We start from the raw sequence: 16,993 nt of genomic DNA on the forward strand, positions 1-16,993 counted from the left end.
GCGGGCGTTGCGCCAGCTTGCAATCACCTGACCACGCGATATGCAGGTGCGCATGAGCGACGGGGCGGTTCACAAGGTCGATGCAGGGGCGCTAGGTGCGCGGCCGCTGCGCTATTACGACTTCTTCATGGCGGCCTTCGTCGCGATCCTGCTCCTCTCAAACCTGATCGGCGCGGCCAAGCTGTCGACGCTGGGCGGCTTCACCTTTGGCGCCGGCATCCTATTCTTCCCCCTGGGCTATGTCATCGGCGATGTCCTGACGGAAGTCTATGGCTATGCTCGTGCCCGCCGCTGCGTGTGGGCGGGGTTCGGCGCGATGCTGTTCATGGCGCTGATGAGCTGGGTGGTGGTCGCGCTGCCGCCTGCGGACGGCTGGCCCGACCAGAAAGCTTATGAGGCGGTGTTCGGTAGCACTTGGCGCATCGTCTTCGCCTCGCTCATCGCCTTCTGGGCGGGCGAACTGGCCAACAGCTTCGTCCTCGCCCGCATGAAAATACTGACGCAGGGGCGGCATTTGTGGATGCGCACGATCGGCTCCACCGTCATCGGCCAAGGCGCGGACAGCCTGCTCTTCTACCCGCTCGCCTTCTGGGGCGACTGGAGCAATGCCCAGGTGCTGACGGTGATGGTCACCAACTGGGCGATGAAGGTCGGCTGGGAAGCGTTGCTGACGCCGGTCACCTATCTGGCGGTCAACGGCCTCAAGCGCCGAGAAGGGCTGGACGTCTATGACAGCGGCACCGACTTCACGCCGTTCCGCACCCGTCTCTGACAATTTTATGACCGCGCGGCGGCGTAACCACCTGTTTACCATTTTCCGTGCAAGAGCGGACGATGAGCAGGCAGTCGCACCGGCAGTTCACCGGACCATTTTCAGCCAAATCTTCCCCCGCACCGGCTCAGCGCATCGCGCGGGACGGAGCGATCGCCGCAGCCCTCGCGCTGGCGCAGCGTCGTTTCGAGGCGACCTTCCTCCATGCGCCGGTCGGCATCGCCCATGTCGGGCTGGACGGTCGCTTCCTGCTGGTCAATCCGCGCTTTTGCGAGATCAGCGGCCATGACGCGGAAACGCTCATTCGCACCGGATTCCAGCAGATCACCCATCCAGACGATCTGAACGCCGACGAAGCGCTGCTGGCGCGGCTCAATGCGGGCGAATTGCCGCGTTACGCGATGGAAAAACGCTATATCCGCGCCGACGGAACGATCATCTGGATCAACCTGACCGTCGCGATGGTGCGTGACGATGCCGACCAGCCCGAACTTTACGTGGCGGTGATCGAGGATATGTCGGACCTGCGCCAGGCCAGTTTCGAAGCGGTGCATGATCCGCTGACCGGCCTGCTCAACCGCCGCGGCTTCGCCTGTCGGGCCAAGGATGTGCTGGCCCATGCGGCCCATGCACGGCTTGGCGCCAGCCTGCTGTTCCTTGATCTCGATGGCTTCAAGCAGTTGAATGACGGGCAGGGCCATGCCGCGGGCGATGCCTGCCTGGTCGATATCGCCCAATTGCTCAAGGCGCAGGCCGATGCGGGCGATGTCGTCGCGCGCATCGGCGGCGACGAATTTCTGGTCCTTTTGGCCGACCGGGATGCACAGGCGGTCCGGGCTTTTGGCGAAGATGCGCGCCTGGCGCTCGCCGCCTATGGCATGGGCATCAGCGGCAGCTTCGGCCTGGTCACTGCCGACACGCCCGATCCGGCCGATCTCGACCGGCTGATCGCCTGCGCCGACGATGCGATGCGCGCCGCCAAGCGCGCCGGCAAGAATCAGGTTTGCGCCGCCGCCTTCATCTGACGGCGGCGTCGGGGTAGACCGCCTGCACGAAATACAGCCCGTCCGGCGGCGCGTTGAGGCCGAGCGCCGCGCGATCCCTGGCCTCCAGCGCGGCGCCTACATCGTCCGCACGCCATCGACCCATGCCGACCATCGCCAGACACCCCACCATCGATCGAACCTGATGATGCAGGAAGGAGCGCGCCGCCGCGTGGATCGCGATGCGGTCGCCGTCACGCTCGACATCCAGCCGGTCGAGCGACTTGACCGGGCTTTGCGCCTGGCAATGGGCTGACCGGAAGGTGGTGAAGTCGTGCCGCCCGACCAGCAGCTGCGCCGCATCCTGCATCGCTGGGACATCAAGCGGCTGGATCACCCGCCACGCCAGCCCCCGCTCGAAGGTCAGCGGTGCGCGGCGATTGGCGATGCGATAGATATAGGATCGCCCGATACAGGAAAAACGGGCATGCCAGTCGTCCGCGACCGGCTCACACGCCAGGATGGAGACGGGGGCGGGTCGCATCCGGGCGTTGATCGCTTCCATCAGGCGGAAGGGCGCGATGGCCTTGTCGATCTCCGCATGGGCGCGCATGGCCAGGCCGTGGACGCCAGCATCGGTGCGCCCGGCGGCATGGACCACGGCGCGCTCGCGGGTCACGGCGAAGATCGCATCCTCGATCGTCTGCTGCACGCTGGGGCCATGGGCCTGACGCTGCCAGCCCATGAAGGGGCGGCCGTCAAATTCGATGGTGAAGGCGAAACGGGTCATATCCGGGCTGCGTCCCGCCTATCCATCCACCCGGCTCCCGGCCGGCATCTCATAACCGCGCAGCAATTCGCCAGGCGACATCGCCGCCTTGCCAGCGCGCTGGATCAGCGTCGGGCGGATCGCGTCATGGCCGCAACCGATCAGCAGGCTATCGTCCAGCAGTTCGCCTGCCGGTCCGCCATGATGTTCGACATGGGCGGCCAGGATGCGAAAGCGTTCGCCGCGATATTCGAAGAAGGCGCCGGGGAAGGGATTGAAGGCGCGCACCTGCCGTTCGACCTGATGCGCCGAATGGCCGAAATCGATCCGCGCCTCCGCCTTGTCGATCTTCGACGCATAGATGACCCCGTCTTCCGGTTGAGCGAGGGGGGCGTGCTGCGCGATATCGTCCAGCACCTCGACCATCAGCGCCGCACCTGCCTGCGCCAGTTCGGTGGTCAGTTGGCCTGCGGTCTTGTCCTCGATCGGCGTGACATGCTTGGCGCGCATCGGCCCGGTGTCCAGGCCCGCCTCCATGTCCATGATCGTGACGCCGGTGACATTGTCGCCCGACAGGATCGCCCGCTGGATCGGCGCCGCGCCGCGCCAGCGCGGCAGCAGTGAGGCGTGGATGTTCATGCAGCCATGGCGCGGCGCATCCAGCACGGCGCGCGGCAGGATCAGGCCATAGGCCGCGACCACCGCTACATCGGCGTCTAGCGCAGCGAAGGCGGCCTGCACGTCGCCGTCCTTCAGCGAAACCGGCGTGCGCACCTCTATCCCCATGTCCCCGGCGCGGGCGTGGACGGGGGAGGGGCGCAGCGCCTTGCCACGACCGGCGGGGCGGGGCGGCTGGCTATAGACCGCGACGATGTCATGACCCGCTTTCGCCAGCGCGTCGAGCGCCGGAACGGCGAAATCGGGGGTGCCCATATAGATGATACGCATAGTCTGTGTCCAGTTTCCGCATGGATAGGGCCGGCGCCGCATCCGAAATGCGCGTTAAGGCGCATTTCCAAAGAAGCTGCTCAAACCCCTTGTCTCTCCCGGTTGCAACCCTTTATCTCACGATATGGCTTCACCTGAAATCGAGACGCTGACCCAGGCGCTGTCCCGTCTGCCCGGCCTTGGCCCCCGTTCGGCCCGGCGCGCGGTGCTGCACCTGCTGAAAAAGCGCGAGGGCGCGATGGAGCCGCTGCTGCGCGCGCTGGAGGCGGTGAACGACCGGCTCGTCACCTGCCATGTCTGCGGCAATGTCGATACGATCGATCCCTGCGGCATCTGCGCCGATCCGCGCCGCGACGCCCGCGCCCTGTGCGTGGTGGAGGATGTCTCGGATTTGTGGGCGCTCGACAAATCGCGCCTCTTCCCCGGCCGTTTCCATGTGCTGGGCGGGCGGTTGTCAGCACTGGAAGGGATAAGGCCCGAAGACCTGACTATCGACGCGCTGGTCGCGCGGCTGGAGCCGGGCGGCGTGGACGAAGTCGTGCTGGCGATGAACGCCACGCTGGAGGGGCAGACGACCGCTCATTATCTGGCCGAACGGCTGGAGCGGTTTCCTATCCGCCTGACCCAACTCGCCCATGGCGTGCCGGTCGGCGGCGAACTGGATTATCTGGACGAAGGCACGCTGGCGCAGGCGCTGCGCGCGCGCAGGCCGGTGGGTTAGCGGCTCTGAGTGCGGTGCGATGGCTTGAAATATCGGGCCGTTCCGTCTATGTTCGACACATGGCAATCCTACCGATCCTTGAAGCGCCCGATCCGCGCCTGCGCACCATCTCTACCCCTGTCGATACCATTGACGACGACCTGCAAAGGTTGATCGATGACATGTTCGAGACGATGTATGACGCGCCGGGCATCGGTCTGGCCGCGATTCAGGTCGGCGTGCCCAAGCGGGTGCTGGTGATCGACCTGCAGGAACCAGAATCGGACGCAGAAGACGCCAAGCCGGTCAGGAAGCCGATGGTCTTCATCAATCCGCAGATTCTCAGGGGTTCGGAAGAACTGTCGATTTATCAGGAAGGCTGCCTGTCGGTTCCCGACCAATATGCCGAGGTGGAACGGCCCGCCGTCGTCCGCGCGAGTTGGATGGACCGCGACGGCCGTATCCATGAGGAACAGCTTGAAGGCCTGCTCGCCACATGCCTCCAGCACGAGATGGATCATCTGGAAGGCGTGCTGTTCATCGACCATCTGTCGCGCCTGAAACGCGACATGCTGCTCAAGAAACTGAACAAGGCGCGCCGCGCGGCGTAAATTTTTTGACATCGCGATATCGAACCGAATGTCGCTGCGCATATTATTGCTGTATCCAAGGACGTTCTGACTTGGTCAGGGCCGGAGAAAACTATGCGTGCTTGGTTCGAACGCCGCTATCTCGATGTGCTGGGCAGCATCTATATCTACAATGAGCATCGCGGATATACGGCCATCGACCGGGTGATCGAATCGGTCGTGAAGCGCTCGCCTGACGATGTGGTCCTCATCGCGCGGCTCCAGGCGCATCGGGCGGACGAGCGCAAACATTATCTCATGTTCCGCCGCTGGTTCGAACGGCGGGGCATCATGCCCTTCGCTGTGGGGCGGACCTTCGGCCATATCGACCGTTTCGTCGAGATCATGTTCGGCACGCCGATAGCCCGGCTCAAGACGCAGGACGTCGTCGAAAGCGACAGGCTGTTCGCGCGCCTGTGCCGGGTCATCGCGCTGACCGAAAGGCGGGGATATGTGCAGGTGGAAACCCTGCTCACCAACCGGATCATCCTGTCGGACCCGATTCTGACGCGCATCTTCAGCATCATTCGCAAGGACGAACCCAGCCATTGGGCGCCCTATGAAGATTGGCTCGATGCCTACGCGCAACGCGGGCCAATATGGTGGGAGCGTATCGTCGACTATGTCGTGCATGCCGAACTTCTATTCTTGAAGCTGCCCTTTTTGTTTCTCAATCCATGGGCCAGACCCCGTGGCCGCTGGCCAGACGAGGCAGATCGGAACGCCATGTCGGGCGATGGCTTGCACAATGCGCCAGTCCCAGGCGGTCCTGCATAAACGTCCGTGCCGGATGACGATCGCAACTGACAAAAACCGCTCCAAATATCGTTGGAGAGGTTTTCGTTTGAACCACGACAGGTGCGTTGCGGGGCCTATCCGATCCCGTCGGTATCCAGCGCATAGCCCGCCGACCGCACCGTGCGGATGATGTCCTGATATTGGCCATCGCCATTGATCGCCTTGCGCAGGCGGCGGATATGGACATCGACCGTGCGTAGCTCGATATCGCTGTCCTGGCCCCACACGCTGTCGAGCAGTCGCTCGCGGGAGAAGACCCAGCCGGGATGCTCCAGGAAATGCTTGAGCAGGCGGAACTCGGTGGGGCCGAGCGGGATCACCTGGCCGCTGCGGCGGACCTTGTGGCCGACCGTGTCCATCTCCACGTCGGAGAAGGTAAGCGTCTCGCCCGCCAGGGCCGGGCGCACGCGGCGCAGCACCGCGCCGACGCGCGCCACCAGTTCGCGGGGGCTGAACGGCTTGGTCACATAATCGTCCGCGCCGGTTTCCAGACCCCGGACCCGATCCTCTTCCTCGCCGCGCGCGGTCAGCATGATGATCGGAATGTTCGCGGTGCCGTTCATGCGGCGCAGGCGGCGGCAGACCTCGATCCCCGACAGGCTTTCGACCATCCAGTCGAGCAGCACGATGTCCGGCACATTTTCCTGCGCCATCAGCAACGCCTCTTCGCCGTCGACCGTATGGGCGACTTCGAAATCCTCACGCTTGAAATGCCATATCAGCAGTTCGGCCAGCGCCGCGTCATCCTCGACCAGCAGCATTTTCGCTCGTGCCATGGTCTAGTCCTCCGGCTGCATGTCGGCGCCGCGCTCGCGCTCTGGCAAGGTCTGGCCGGTGGCAGCATAATAGACCATTTCCGCGACGTTGGTCGCATGGTCGCCGATCCGCTCGATATTCTTGGCGATGAACAGCAGGTGCGCGCACTCGCTGATCGTCTTGGGATTCTCGACCATGAAGGTGACGAGCGTGCGGAACACGCTGTTGTAGAAATCGTCCACCACCGTGTCGCGTTCGACCACCGCCAGCGCCAGGTCGGCGTCGCGCGCGGCGAAGGCGTTCAGCGCATCATGCACCATCTCGCCCGCGACCTGCCCCATGGAGGGCAGCAGGGAAATGGGTTCGAGGATGCGGGTGTTGGTCGCGATCAGCGGCACGCGCTTGGCGATATTCTTGGCATAATCGCCGATGCGCTCCACCACGCTGACGATCTTCAATGCCGCGATCACGTCGCGCAGATCATTGGCCATCGGCGCGCGGAGCGCAATCACCTGGATCACCAGCTTTTCGACCTCCGCTTCGATCGCGTCGATGCGCTTGTCGCCTTCGACGACATCGGCGGCCAACACTTTGTCCTGCCGTTGCAGCGCCAGCATCGCATTTTCGATCGCCGCTTCCGCGCGCCCGCCCATTTCGGCGATCAGTCCGCGCAGCCGGTCGATTTCCTCGTCAAATGCCTTGATCGTATGTTCAGCCATGATGTCTCTCCCCCGGCTCAGCCGTAGCGGCCGGTGATATAATCCTTGGTCCGCTCCTGGCGCGGATTGGTGAAGATGTCGCTCGTCACGCCATATTCGACCAGGTCGCCCAGATGGAAGAAGGCGGTGCGCTGCGACACGCGCGCGGCCTGCTGCATGTTGTGCGTGACGATGACGATCGCGTAGCGGCCGCGCAGTTCGTGGATCAGTTCCTCGATCTTGGCGGTCGCGATGGGATCGAGCGCGGAACAAGGCTCGTCCATCAGGATCACTTCGGGTTCGACCGCAATGGCGCGGCCGATGCACAGCCGCTGTTGCTGGCCCCCCGACAAAGCGGTGCCGCTGTCGTGCAACCGATCTTTCACTTCCTCCCACAGGCCCGCGCGGCGCAGCGACTTCTCGACGATAACGTCCATGTCCGCCTTGCCCGCGGCCAGGCCGTGGATGCGCGGCCCGTAGGCGATATTCTCGTAGATCGACTTGGGGAAGGGATTGGGCTTCTGGAACACCATGCCCACCCGCGCGCGCAGCTGCACCACGTCCATCGACGGGGCGTAGATATTCTCTCCGTCCAGCGTGATCTCACCTTCCACCCGTGCCGAGGCGACCGTGTCGTTCATGCGATTGAGCGTCCGCAGAAAGGTCGACTTGCCGCATCCCGACGGGCCGATGAAGGCGGTGACATGGTCCATGCCGACGTCGATCGACACGCCCTTGATGGCCTGCTTTTCGCCATAGAAAACCTTGACGTCGCGAGCTGACATCTTGGGGTTGTCGATGGTCAGGTTGATTTGCTCTTCTGTCATGGGTGTCATTACCACCGTGTTTCAAACTTGTTGCGCAGATAGATGGCGAGGCCGTTCATCGCGAGCAGGAAAGCCAGCAGAACGATGATCGCGGCGGAGGTCTTTTCGACAAAGCCCTTGGAAACTTCGTCGGACCAGAGAAATATCTGCACCGGCAGCACGGTCGCAGGATCAGTGATGCCGCCCGGCGGGGTCGCGATGAAGGCGCGCATACCGATCATCAGCAGCGGCGCGGTTTCGCCCAGCGCGCGGGCCATGCCGATGATCGTGCCGGTCAGGATGCCGGGCAGGGCGAGCGGCAGGACATGCTGGAACACGACCTGCACCGGGCTGGCCCCGATGCCGAGCGCCGCGTCGCGGATGCTGGGCGGCACCGACTTGATGGCATTGCGGCCGGCGATGACAATGACCGGCATCGTCATCAGCGCCAGCGTCATGCCGCCGACCAACGCGGCGGATCGCGGCAGATGCGCCAGGTTCAGGAAGATCGACAGGCCAAGCAGCCCGAAGATGATCGAAGGCACCGCCGCCAGATTGTTGATCGACACTTCGATGATGTCGGTCCACCAGCTTTTGCGGGCATATTCCTCCAGGTAGAGCGCCGTGGCGACGCCGATCGGAAAGCTGAGCACCAGCGTCACGATCATCGTCAGCAGCGATCCCTTGAACGCGCCCCAGATACCGACCTGGGTCGGATCGGTGCCGTCGCTGGCGGTCAGGAAGCTGGTGTTGAAGCCGGTCGACAACACGTCCTGCTGCTTCAGCCGCGCGACCGCGGCCTCCATTTCAGGCGAACCCTGGCCCTTGGCGGCCAGGTCCAGCCCGGTCGAGGCCGGCACGCTAATCGTTTCGGTCCGGCTCAATATCTTGGGGTCGGCCTTGATGGCATCGCGGATGCTGATCCAGGCGGTGGGCGACAGCAGCGTGTCGGCGTCCGCGCCCAGCAGCTTTTTGGCGACCGTGTCGGTCACCATCGGCAGATTGGCCTGGTTCAGCGATTCATCGGTGATCGCGGCGGGATCGAGCAACAGCGGCGAGGCCGGGAAGTCGATTTTGAGCGCGATTTCGGTCCGGGTGAAGCCGCGCAGGCCATTGCCCATCATGGTGACGAGCAGGAAGGCCAGGAAGGAGGCGGACAGCAGCACGGCGAACAGGCCGGCATATTTGAAGCGGCGCTCGGCGGCATAGCGCCCTGCGATCCGCTTGCGCATGGCGTCCGACTTCCAGTCGGTCGGGAGCCTTTGCGGGGGCGTGGGGGGGACGCTCATTCGTAAGCCTCGCGATATTTCTTCACGACCCGCAGGGCCACGATGTTGAGCAGCAGGGTGACGATGAACAGCACCAGGCCCAGCGCGAAGGCGGCGAGCGTCTTGGCGCTGTCGAATTCCTGGTCGCCGGTCAGCAACTGGACGATCTGGGTCGTCACCGTGGTCACGCTGGCGAAGGGATTGACGGTCAGGTTCGCGGCGAGGCCCGCGGCCATGACCACGATCATCGTTTCGCCGATCGCGCGGCTGACGGCCAACAGCACGCCGCCGACGACGCCCGGCAGCGCGGCGGGGATCAGCACCTTGCGAATCGTCTCGCTGGTGGTCGCGCCCATCGCCAGGCTGCCGTCGCGCATCGATTGGGGCACGGCGGCGATGCTGTCGTCGGCCATGGACGAGACGAAGGGAATGATCATCACGCCCATGACGAGGCCGGCGGCCAGCGCGCTTTCGGACGAGGCGCCATGTATGCCGATCGCGACGGCGAAGTCACGAAGAGCCGGAGCGATGGTGAGCGCGGCGAAATAGCCATAGACTACCGTCGGCACGCCCGCGAGCATCTCCAGCGTCGGTTTCATCCACTTGCGGACCGTCGGGCTGGCATATTGGGTCAGGTAGATGGCGCTCATCAGGCCCAACGGAATTGCCACGATCATGGCGATGATCGCGCCGATGAAGATGGTGCCCCAGAAGAGCGGCACCGCGCCGAAGGCGTCGTCATTGCCATAACCCATGGCGGCCGATTGCGGCGACCATTTGGTGCCGAACAGGAAGTCGATGGGATTGACCATCGAGAAGAAGCGGAAACTTTCCCACAGCAGGGAGGCGACGATGCCGACCGTCGTGATGATCGCGATCAGCGACGCGATCAGCAGCGACGCCATCACCAGCCGCTCGACGCGCGTGCGCGCCCGGAAATCGGGGCGAATGCGGGTGAAGGCGTAGGCGCCGCCGGCAAAAGCGAGCACCAGCGCCAGCACACCGCCGGCCACGCCATATTTGTTGAGCGCTTGCGCGTACGGCTCGACCAGACCCTGCGACAGGGGGTTGAATGCGCCTGCCTGATCCCCGCTGGCGATCGCCCGCGCTTCGCCAAGGATGGCGGAGCGGGAGAAGCCGTCGAGGGGCAGGCTTTGGGCCGCCGGATCGGCAAGCACGCTTTGCGTGACGAGGCCCGGCACGACATTGGCCCAGACCGCCAGGAAGATGGCGGCCGGGATCAGAGTCCATAGCGCGACATACCAGCCATGATAGCCGGGTAGCGAGTGGACGGCGTCGCGTCGCCCCGTCGCCCGCGCTACGGTCTGGAGCCGCAGGGCGCGGGCGCGAGCACTGACCCAGGCGATCGCGCCCAGGCCCGCCAGCAGCAGGAGGATGGCTGGTCCGGTCATGTCGCCCTTACTTCAGTTGCGAACCGTCAAGGACGGTCAGCGTCTTGACCGTTTCGGCGTTCGCCTTTCGCACGTCTTCGGGCGCTGCGACCATGCCGCGCTTGGTCAGTGGGCCGTCGGGGCTCCAGTTGGCCGCGAAGGCGTTCAGGAAGCCCTGGAGGCCGGGGATGGCCGTCATGTGCGCCTTCTTCACATAGATGTAGAGGGGGCGGGCACCCGGATATTGGCCGGTGGACACGGTCTCATAGGTCGCCTCGACGCCGTTGATCGGCACGTCCTTCAGGCTGTCCTTATTTTCCTCCAGGAAGCTGAAGCCGAATACGCCGACCGCATTGGGATTGGCGCCCAGCTTCTGCACGATCAGATTGTCGTTCTCGCCCGAATCGACATATTTGCCATCTTCGCGAACGCGGGTGCAGGTCGCCTTATATTCGTCCTCATTCTTTTCCTTCAGCGCCTTCATCGCCTCGTCCGACTGGCAGCCCTTTTCCAGGATCAGTTCAGCGAGCGAATCGCGCGTGCCACTGGTGGACGGCGGACCGAACACGGAGATGGCGATCGCGGGCAGGCTGGGGTCCACATCCTTCCAGGTCTGGGCCTTGTTTGGCCCCTTGCCATAAGGATTGGCGGCCAGCGCCTCATAGACGATCTTGGGGGTCAGCTTCAGGCCCGGACCCTGCTTCGATTCGGCAAAGGCCAGGCCGTCGACGCCGATCTGCACTTCGATGATGTCCTTCACGCCATTGGCGGCGCACATGTCGAATTCGGCCTTCTTCATACGGCGCGATGCGTCGGCGATGTCGGGATGCTGCGCGCCAACGCCAGCGCAGAACAGCTTCATGCCGCCGCCGGTGCCGGTTGATTCGATGATCGGCGACTTCATGCCGGCATTGCTCTGCACGAACAGTTCGGCGACCGCGGTGGCGAAGGGATAGACCGTGGAGGAGCCGACCGCGCGGATCTGGTCGCGCGTCTGGCCTGCGCCGCCGCCGGACTGGTCGCCGCAAGCGGCAAGGCTGAGAACGCTCACGGTCGTCGCGGCGAGCAAGGCGAATGTCTTCACGGGAACCTCCAAACAACAGAGCCGCGATTCGCTTGTCGCCGCCCCCCTGGGAAGCGCCCTAGTCGCGGACCATCGCGCCTTTGTGACAGTCAGGTTTCATTTTCATGACATAGCACCCGAAAGCGCCGAAGGGCGCCTTTTCTCGTCGCTTTTATTTGGCGCATCTTCCATCGGCGGGGGCAACAGCACGGTGATGGTGGTGCCCTTGCCCAATGTGCTGGCGATGTCGAAGCGGCCGCGATGCCGCTCGACAATATGTTTGACGATGGCGAGGCCCAGGCCCGTGCCGCCCATCGCCCGGCTGCGCCCCGAATCGACCCGATAGAAACGCTCGGTCAGGCGGGGCAGGTGGTCCGGGCCGATCCCTTCGCCTTCATCGGCGACCGTCAGGCGCGTCATGCTGCTCGGCCCTTCGTTCAGCGTGACGCGAATCGGCGTGCCGGGCCGGCCATATTTGATCGAATTGCCGATCAGATTGTGCAGCAACTGCGAGAGCTGCGCCCGGTCGCCCTGCACGCTGGGCAATTGCGGCGCGATCTCCATCTCTACCTCGCGGCCGCGCTCGCCATGGCTGGAGCGGAAGACGCCGACCACTTCGGCCGCCAGTTCGGACAGGTCGACCAGCGTGTCGGGCGCGCGATATTTCTCCGCCTCGATCCGGCTCAAGGAGATGAGATCGTCGATCAGCCGCTGCATCCGCCGCGCCTCGCCATCCATGATCTTCAGGAAGCGCTGGCGGGTTTCATCATCCTTGCCCAGTTCGGGATCGGCCAGCGTTTCGATGAAGCCCAATATCCCGGCCAGCGGCGTGCGCAGCTCATGGCTGGCATTGGCGACGAAATCGACGCGCATCCGCTCCGCCGCATGAGTGCCACTATGGTCGACCAAGTGAACCAGACGGCGCATGTCGGCGACCTGACCGACCGGCGCGATCCGCATCTGCCAGCGCTGGTCGCGGCTGCCCAGGCCGACCAATTCGACCATCACCGGCTCGGCCAGCGGGGCGGTGCTGGCCAGCCGTTCTGCGGCGGCGGGGTGGCGGATCGCGATGCGCGCATCCTCGCCCTCGATATGCGTGCCCAGCAGGCGTTGCGCGGCGCGATTGGCGCGGGCGATGCGGCTGCGCTCGACCAGCATCAGCGGGTCGGAAATGCCTTCCAGCAGGCTGGCGAAATCGGGATGCCCGATCAGGTCGGGCGCTTCCTGCGGGACGGGGGCGGACTGCCGCGTCGCCACGCCCTGCGCGCAGATGAGCAGGACGAGCAGGCCGCCCAATATCGGCAGGGCGATGGTGATGGGCGACGCGCCCAGCAATAACGCGCCTCCGGCGCCAAGCAACAGCATGGCGAGGGAGGCGGTGATTTGCGAAGTTGTCAGTCGATTCATGGTTACCGCGCTGGATTTGTCGCGCAATTGCTGCGATGGCTTATCCCAATAGCGTGCAATCTTTACGCTTTGGCAAGCGTGACGAGCGGATCATGACGATATGAGCGACCCTAGGCCCGAACAGGATAGCCCCGAAGCCCGCGATGACGCGCCATCGCTGGCCGTCCCGTCGCGTCGCCAGTTGCTGATGGGCGGCGCTGCCGCGGCGTCGGCGATCGTGTCGATCCGTCCTGCGCTGGCCAACACCGCTGCGTCGGTGCTCAACTGCACCATCCCGGTGCCCGACCAGAGCCGGGCGGGCAATTTCGTTGCGCCCAACGGCCAATTGGTCCCGGCCGGCACGCCCGGCGCCTATCCGGGGACCGGCCGCAGCTTCACCGGCGAACAGGTCAAGCAGGCGCTGCGCGGCCGTCCGCTGCCCGGCACCGGCTATGAACAGAACCAGGCCTATCTCAACTATATCCGCCGGCTACAGCGCGGAACGAGCGGCTTTACCTGCTACGCTTCGCTGCAAATGCCGCGCTGAACCGATCGTCGCACCCGTAACGGTTTGAACGGATACGGATCGTCCGCGTTGACGACGTCGAACCTGAAATGGTTCGACGTTTGGCGAGGCACAGTCCATGTTTCAGTTCGGCCGTCCAGCAGGGCGTGATTTTTCGGTGGCGGTCTATCTGTACCAGCCGGGCGATGGCGGTCTGGATCGCGTCGCCATATTACTCGCCAATCATCTGCTCCAGCGCGGCGTCCCGGTCGAATTGTGGATGGCGCGTACCGATGGCTCTGCCGCGCACCTGATCGATCCCGCATTGACCGTGCGGCGCGTGCCCGCGCCCGGCGGCGTCCGTCGTCTTTCCATGATCGCGCAATTTCCCGCGCTCGCCGCGATGGTCCGGCGGCATCGGCCGGATATCCTCTATTCGGCCGGCAACCAGAGCAACATGCTGGTCGCGCTCGCCGCGCTGGGCACCGATACAAGGGCGGTCGGCCGCATTTCCAACCCCATCGTGCGACCCGGCCAGCGCGGTCCCGGCGCCTGGGCCCGGCTGATGCGTTTCCGCAGTATCGCGCGCCTGAGCGACCTCACCATCGTCATGGGCGAGCATGACCGCACCCTGCTGGCGCACAGCGGCGACGTTCGCCTGCTGCCCCGCCCGACAGTGACGCCCGCGATGGAGTTGGCCCGCGCTTCCCGGACGCCGCGCGGGTCCGGCGATCCCTGGCGGTTGCTGATGGTCGGGCGACTGACCCGGCAGAAGGATCAGGCGACCGCGCTCGCCGCGCTGGCGCGCCTGCGCCATATCGACTGGCGATTGACCATCGCCGGACAGGGGCCGCTTCGTGCGAATCTGGAGCAGCAATGCGCGGCGCTGGGCATTGCCGATCGCGTGGATTTCGCCGGCTATGTCGGCGATCCCGACGCCCTTGCGGCGTTGATGGCCCGCACCGACCTGCTGCTCCAGCCGTCGCGCTGGGAGGGGTTGTGCGCCACGCTGATCGAGGCGCTGGCCTGCGGCGCGGGCGTGGTGGCGACCGACAGCACGCCCAATATTCGCTCGCTTCTGCTGGAGGCCGGCCAGCATCCGGCGGTGCGCGTAGGCGATGCGGCCGCTTTTGCACGGGCCATCGAACGCGCTTTGGCGCATTCGGCGTCGCCTGCGCTGCTGGCTGCGGCGACGCGCGACCATGGCGTCCAGCGCGCGCTCGATCGCTATCTGCGCGCGTTCGAGGGTCTGGTCGGCGCCCCTGCGCCGCAATCCGTCCGGTCGCCAGCGATGTCCTGATGCGTTAGGCACTTGGCTACGTCTTTCGCGCTACAGCGACATGGACAGTAGTTTGGGATGCCGGATTTGGACGGAGCGACAGCCTATCGCCGGGACGAGACGGACGCGGTGGCGACCTGCGTCCTCGACGATCTCGTCCTGCTCTACCATCATCGATCGGGCCAGACGCATATGGTCATCAGCCCCGTGCCGGAGATATTGGCGCGCATGGCCGACGGCGCGCCGGTGAGCGCGCAGGCGATGCACGACCGACTGGCGCGCGACTATGATCTGGGGCCGGTGGACGCCGCCGTGGCGGAGATCGGCGCGCATCTCGACGCGCTCGTCGCGCTGGGACTGGTGCGCCCGGCATGAGACACGCCATTACCTTGCGCATCGGTCCGGCGACCTTCCGCATCGGGTCCGCCTGGCGACAGCCGATCGCGGAACTGGGCCGGCTCTATGCCGCCTATCCCGATATGGACGGGGCGATCGCCGACTTCACCGTTCGGCTCCAGCCCACCAGTCTGGCGCGGCGCTGGGTGCGGCCATCCATCTTCATCACCGGCGACCATGGCCTGGCGGACGCCGCGCCGATGAGTCTGGCCCACGGCCTGCTGGCGGCCGAAATGGGCATGAACCTGCAAATGGCGCTGGGCTGGCGCCGTCACCTGCTGCTCCATGCGTCGAGCGTGGAGAAGGACGGGCGCGTGCTGGTGATGACCGGAGAATCGGGGTCGGGCAAATCGACGCTGGCGGCTTTGCTGGGGGAGCGCGGCTGGCGCTTCATGGGCGACGAGTTCGCGCTGCTCGACATGGACAGCGGCGCGATCCTGCCTTTTCCGCGACTCGTCAGCCTCAAGAACCGGGCGATAGACGTGGTGACGCAGGCGGTCGGCGTAGCGCGCATGGGACCGCTGCTGGCCGCAACGGCGAAGGGCGACATCCGTCATATGGTGCCGCGCGGGGACGCGGTGGCGCGCATGGGCGAGGGGGGAATGCCCGCTTTGCTGCTGTTCCCCCGTTTCGGCCATGACGCGGCGGTGCGGCCGGTGGGGCAGGGCGAAATCTTCATGCGACTGACCCAGGCATCCACCAACTATGTTGCGCTGGGCGAGCCGGCCTTCACCGCGCTCACCCGCTTCGTCGCCAATGTCCCGGCGCGGGCGATCGATTTCCCCTCCGGCGACGATGCCATCGCCATGGTCGATCGGCTGTGGGAGCAACTGGCATGAGCGCGGCGCTGCTGGTGCGCACGCTGCGCGATCCGGCGTCGGCCGGGACGCTCGACGCGGACGGCTGGAACCGCCTGCTCGCCGCGGCGCGGGCGGAACGGCTGATCGGGACGCTCGCCTATCGGCTGGAGGGTGTCGCCCTGCCGGACGCGGTGCGGCCGATCCTGGACGACGCCCGGCGCGACAGCGGGCGGGAGGCGCAGCAGGCGCTTTGGGAGGCGGATCGGGCGGGGCAGGCGCTGCGTGGCCTCGGCGTCAAACTGGTGCTGCTCAAGGGCGCGGCCTATGTGGCGGCGGACCTTCGCGCCGGGCAGGGGCGGTTCATCGGCGATCTCGACATTCTCGTGCCGCGCGACGCCATGCCTGCGGTCGAGCGCGCGCTGATCGCGGCGGGATGGGAATGGGTCAAGGAAGACCCCTATGACGACGCCTATTATCGCCGGTGGATGCATGAACTGCCGCCGATGATTCATGTCGAGCGCGACCGGATGATCGACGTCCATCATACCATATTGCCGCTGACTGCGCGCCAGACCCCGGATGCGGCGGCGATGATTGCCGATGCGGTTCATATAACTGATGGACTATATATCCTTTCCGTGGAGGACCGGATCGTCCATTCGGTCGCGCATATGTTCGCGGACGGCGACATGCAGGGCGGGCTGCGCAACTTGTGGGACATATATTGCCTGCTGCCCGATGCCGATCCTATGGCGCTTGCCGCGCGCGCGACGCGCCACGGTCTTGTCCCCCATGTGCGGCAGGCGCAACGACTGGCGGGCGCGATCTATGGTTCGGGCGCGGGCCTGACCCTGTGGGACAAACTGGTGCGCGCGCGATTGCTGGCGCGCGACGGATGGGGCCGGGAAAGCCGCAAACTGCTGGTCTTCGCCTTCTTCGTGCGGTCGCACTGGCTGCGGATGCCGCCGCTGATGCTGGCGCGGCACCTGCTTATCAAATGGCGCAAGGGGCATCGTCCGCAATAAGAGAATGAGTCAGACGCGCGA

General features: G+C 65.2%; 19 protein-coding genes. 10 read left to right on the forward strand and 9 right to left on the reverse strand.

Annotation, left to right across the window (positions count from 1 at the left end):
• Window positions 1-52: 52 nt before the first annotated feature.
• Both V473_RS03695 and V473_RS03700 read left to right on the forward strand, forming a co-directional pair.
• Window positions 53-772, forward strand: coding sequence for a queuosine precursor transporter (locus V473_RS03695; protein WP_066604973.1), 720 nt, complete (start codon window positions 53-55; stop codon window positions 770-772).
• 62 nt (window positions 773-834) lie between these two features.
• On the forward strand, window positions 835-1,797 hold the full coding sequence (locus tag V473_RS03700) for a GGDEF domain-containing protein (RefSeq protein ID WP_066600748.1): 963 nt from the start codon (window positions 835-837) through the stop codon (window positions 1,795-1,797).
• On the opposite strand, the gene truA is transcribed toward V473_RS03700, so the two are convergent.
• Both truA and fmt read right to left on the reverse strand, forming a co-directional pair.
• Window positions 1,790-2,545, reverse strand: coding sequence for a tRNA pseudouridine(38-40) synthase TruA (gene truA, locus V473_RS03705; protein ID WP_066600751.1), 756 nt, complete (start codon window positions 2,543-2,545; stop codon window positions 1,790-1,792). The two genes, V473_RS03700 and truA, sit on opposite strands and share 8 nt — an antisense overlap.
• Before the next feature lie 18 nt (window positions 2,546-2,563).
• Complete coding sequence (fmt, locus tag V473_RS03710; protein WP_066600753.1) at window positions 2,564-3,472, reverse strand: methionyl-tRNA formyltransferase; 909 nt, start codon at window positions 3,470-3,472, stop codon at window positions 2,564-2,566.
• 124 nt (window positions 3,473-3,596) lie between these two features.
• Here fmt and recR point away from each other — a divergent pair, with 124 nt between their 5' ends.
• From recR to V473_RS03725, 3 genes are all read left to right on the forward strand, one after another.
• Window positions 3,597-4,193 (forward strand): recombination mediator RecR, encoded by a 597-nt coding sequence (gene recR, locus V473_RS03715; RefSeq protein ID WP_066600756.1) that lies wholly within the window; start codon window positions 3,597-3,599, stop codon window positions 4,191-4,193.
• Between the two features lie 59 nt (window positions 4,194-4,252).
• Window positions 4,253-4,783 carry a peptide deformylase gene (gene def, locus V473_RS03720; protein ID WP_066600758.1) on the forward strand — a complete coding sequence of 177 codons (531 nt, stop codon included), beginning with the start codon at window positions 4,253-4,255 and terminating at the stop codon, window positions 4,781-4,783.
• Window positions 4,784-4,876: 93 nt separating this feature from the next.
• Window positions 4,877-5,578, forward strand: a complete 702-nt coding sequence (locus V473_RS03725) for a hypothetical protein (RefSeq protein ID WP_066600764.1) — start codon at window positions 4,877-4,879, stop codon at window positions 5,576-5,578.
• Between the two features lie 95 nt (window positions 5,579-5,673).
• Here V473_RS03725 and phoB read toward each other — a convergent pair whose 3' ends face one another.
• The 7 genes from phoB to V473_RS03760 all read right to left on the reverse strand — a co-directional run bounded on the left by phoB (window position 5,674) and on the right by V473_RS03760 (window position 12,988).
• A complete protein-coding gene (gene phoB / locus V473_RS03730; RefSeq protein WP_066600767.1) occupies window positions 5,674-6,375 on the reverse strand; it encodes a phosphate regulon transcriptional regulator PhoB in 702 nt (233 codons plus the stop codon).
• A gap of 3 nt (window positions 6,376-6,378) precedes the next feature.
• On the reverse strand, window positions 6,379-7,074 hold the full coding sequence (gene phoU, locus V473_RS03735; protein ID WP_066600774.1) for a phosphate signaling complex protein PhoU: 696 nt from the start codon (window positions 7,072-7,074) through the stop codon (window positions 6,379-6,381).
• Between the two features lie 17 nt (window positions 7,075-7,091).
• Entirely contained in the window at window positions 7,092-7,880 is a 789-nt protein-coding gene (pstB, locus tag V473_RS03740; protein WP_066604976.1) for a phosphate ABC transporter ATP-binding protein PstB, read from the reverse strand.
• A gap of 8 nt (window positions 7,881-7,888) precedes the next feature.
• A complete protein-coding gene (gene pstA / locus V473_RS03745; protein ID WP_066600776.1) occupies window positions 7,889-9,148 on the reverse strand; it encodes a phosphate ABC transporter permease PstA in 1,260 nt (419 codons plus the stop codon).
• Window positions 9,145-10,539, reverse strand: a complete 1,395-nt coding sequence (gene pstC / locus V473_RS03750) for a phosphate ABC transporter permease subunit PstC (protein ID WP_066600779.1) — start codon at window positions 10,537-10,539, stop codon at window positions 9,145-9,147. The genes pstA and pstC overlap by 4 nt, the downstream gene beginning before the upstream one ends.
• A gap of 7 nt (window positions 10,540-10,546) precedes the next feature.
• On the reverse strand, window positions 10,547-11,602 hold the full coding sequence (locus V473_RS03755) for a substrate-binding domain-containing protein (protein ID WP_066600783.1): 1,056 nt from the start codon (window positions 11,600-11,602) through the stop codon (window positions 10,547-10,549).
• Window positions 11,603-11,704: 102 nt separating this feature from the next.
• Window positions 11,705-12,988: an ATP-binding protein gene (locus V473_RS03760; RefSeq protein WP_066600785.1), complete on the reverse strand. Its 1,284-nt coding sequence runs from the start codon at window positions 12,986-12,988 to the stop codon at window positions 11,705-11,707.
• Between the two features lie 100 nt (window positions 12,989-13,088).
• Between V473_RS03760 and V473_RS03765 the strand changes: the two genes are divergently transcribed.
• The 5 genes from V473_RS03765 to V473_RS03785 all read left to right on the forward strand — a co-directional run bounded on the left by V473_RS03765 (window position 13,089) and on the right by V473_RS03785 (window position 16,972).
• Complete coding sequence (locus V473_RS03765) at window positions 13,089-13,514, forward strand: hypothetical protein (protein WP_066600793.1); 426 nt, start codon at window positions 13,089-13,091, stop codon at window positions 13,512-13,514.
• 97 nt (window positions 13,515-13,611) lie between these two features.
• Window positions 13,612-14,772, forward strand: coding sequence for a glycosyltransferase (locus V473_RS03770; RefSeq protein WP_066600794.1), 1,161 nt, complete (start codon window positions 13,612-13,614; stop codon window positions 14,770-14,772).
• Window positions 14,773-14,838: 66 nt separating this feature from the next.
• Window positions 14,839-15,126 carry an HPr-rel-A system PqqD family peptide chaperone gene (locus V473_RS03775; protein ID WP_244884334.1) on the forward strand — a complete coding sequence of 96 codons (288 nt, stop codon included), beginning with the start codon at window positions 14,839-14,841 and terminating at the stop codon, window positions 15,124-15,126.
• Window positions 15,123-15,986 (forward strand): HprK-related kinase A, encoded by an 864-nt coding sequence (locus V473_RS03780; RefSeq protein WP_066600797.1) that lies wholly within the window; start codon window positions 15,123-15,125, stop codon window positions 15,984-15,986. Before V473_RS03775 ends, V473_RS03780 begins: the two co-directional genes overlap by 4 nt.
• Complete coding sequence (locus V473_RS03785; RefSeq protein WP_066600799.1) at window positions 15,983-16,972, forward strand: nucleotidyltransferase domain-containing protein; 990 nt, start codon at window positions 15,983-15,985, stop codon at window positions 16,970-16,972. Before V473_RS03780 ends, V473_RS03785 begins: the two co-directional genes overlap by 4 nt.
• Window positions 16,973-16,993: the final 21 nt, after the last annotated feature.

It is taken from the genome of Sphingobium cupriresistens LL01, assembly GCF_001046645.1.
GTDB lineage: Bacteria > Pseudomonadota > Alphaproteobacteria > Sphingomonadales > Sphingomonadaceae > Sphingobium > Sphingobium cupriresistens.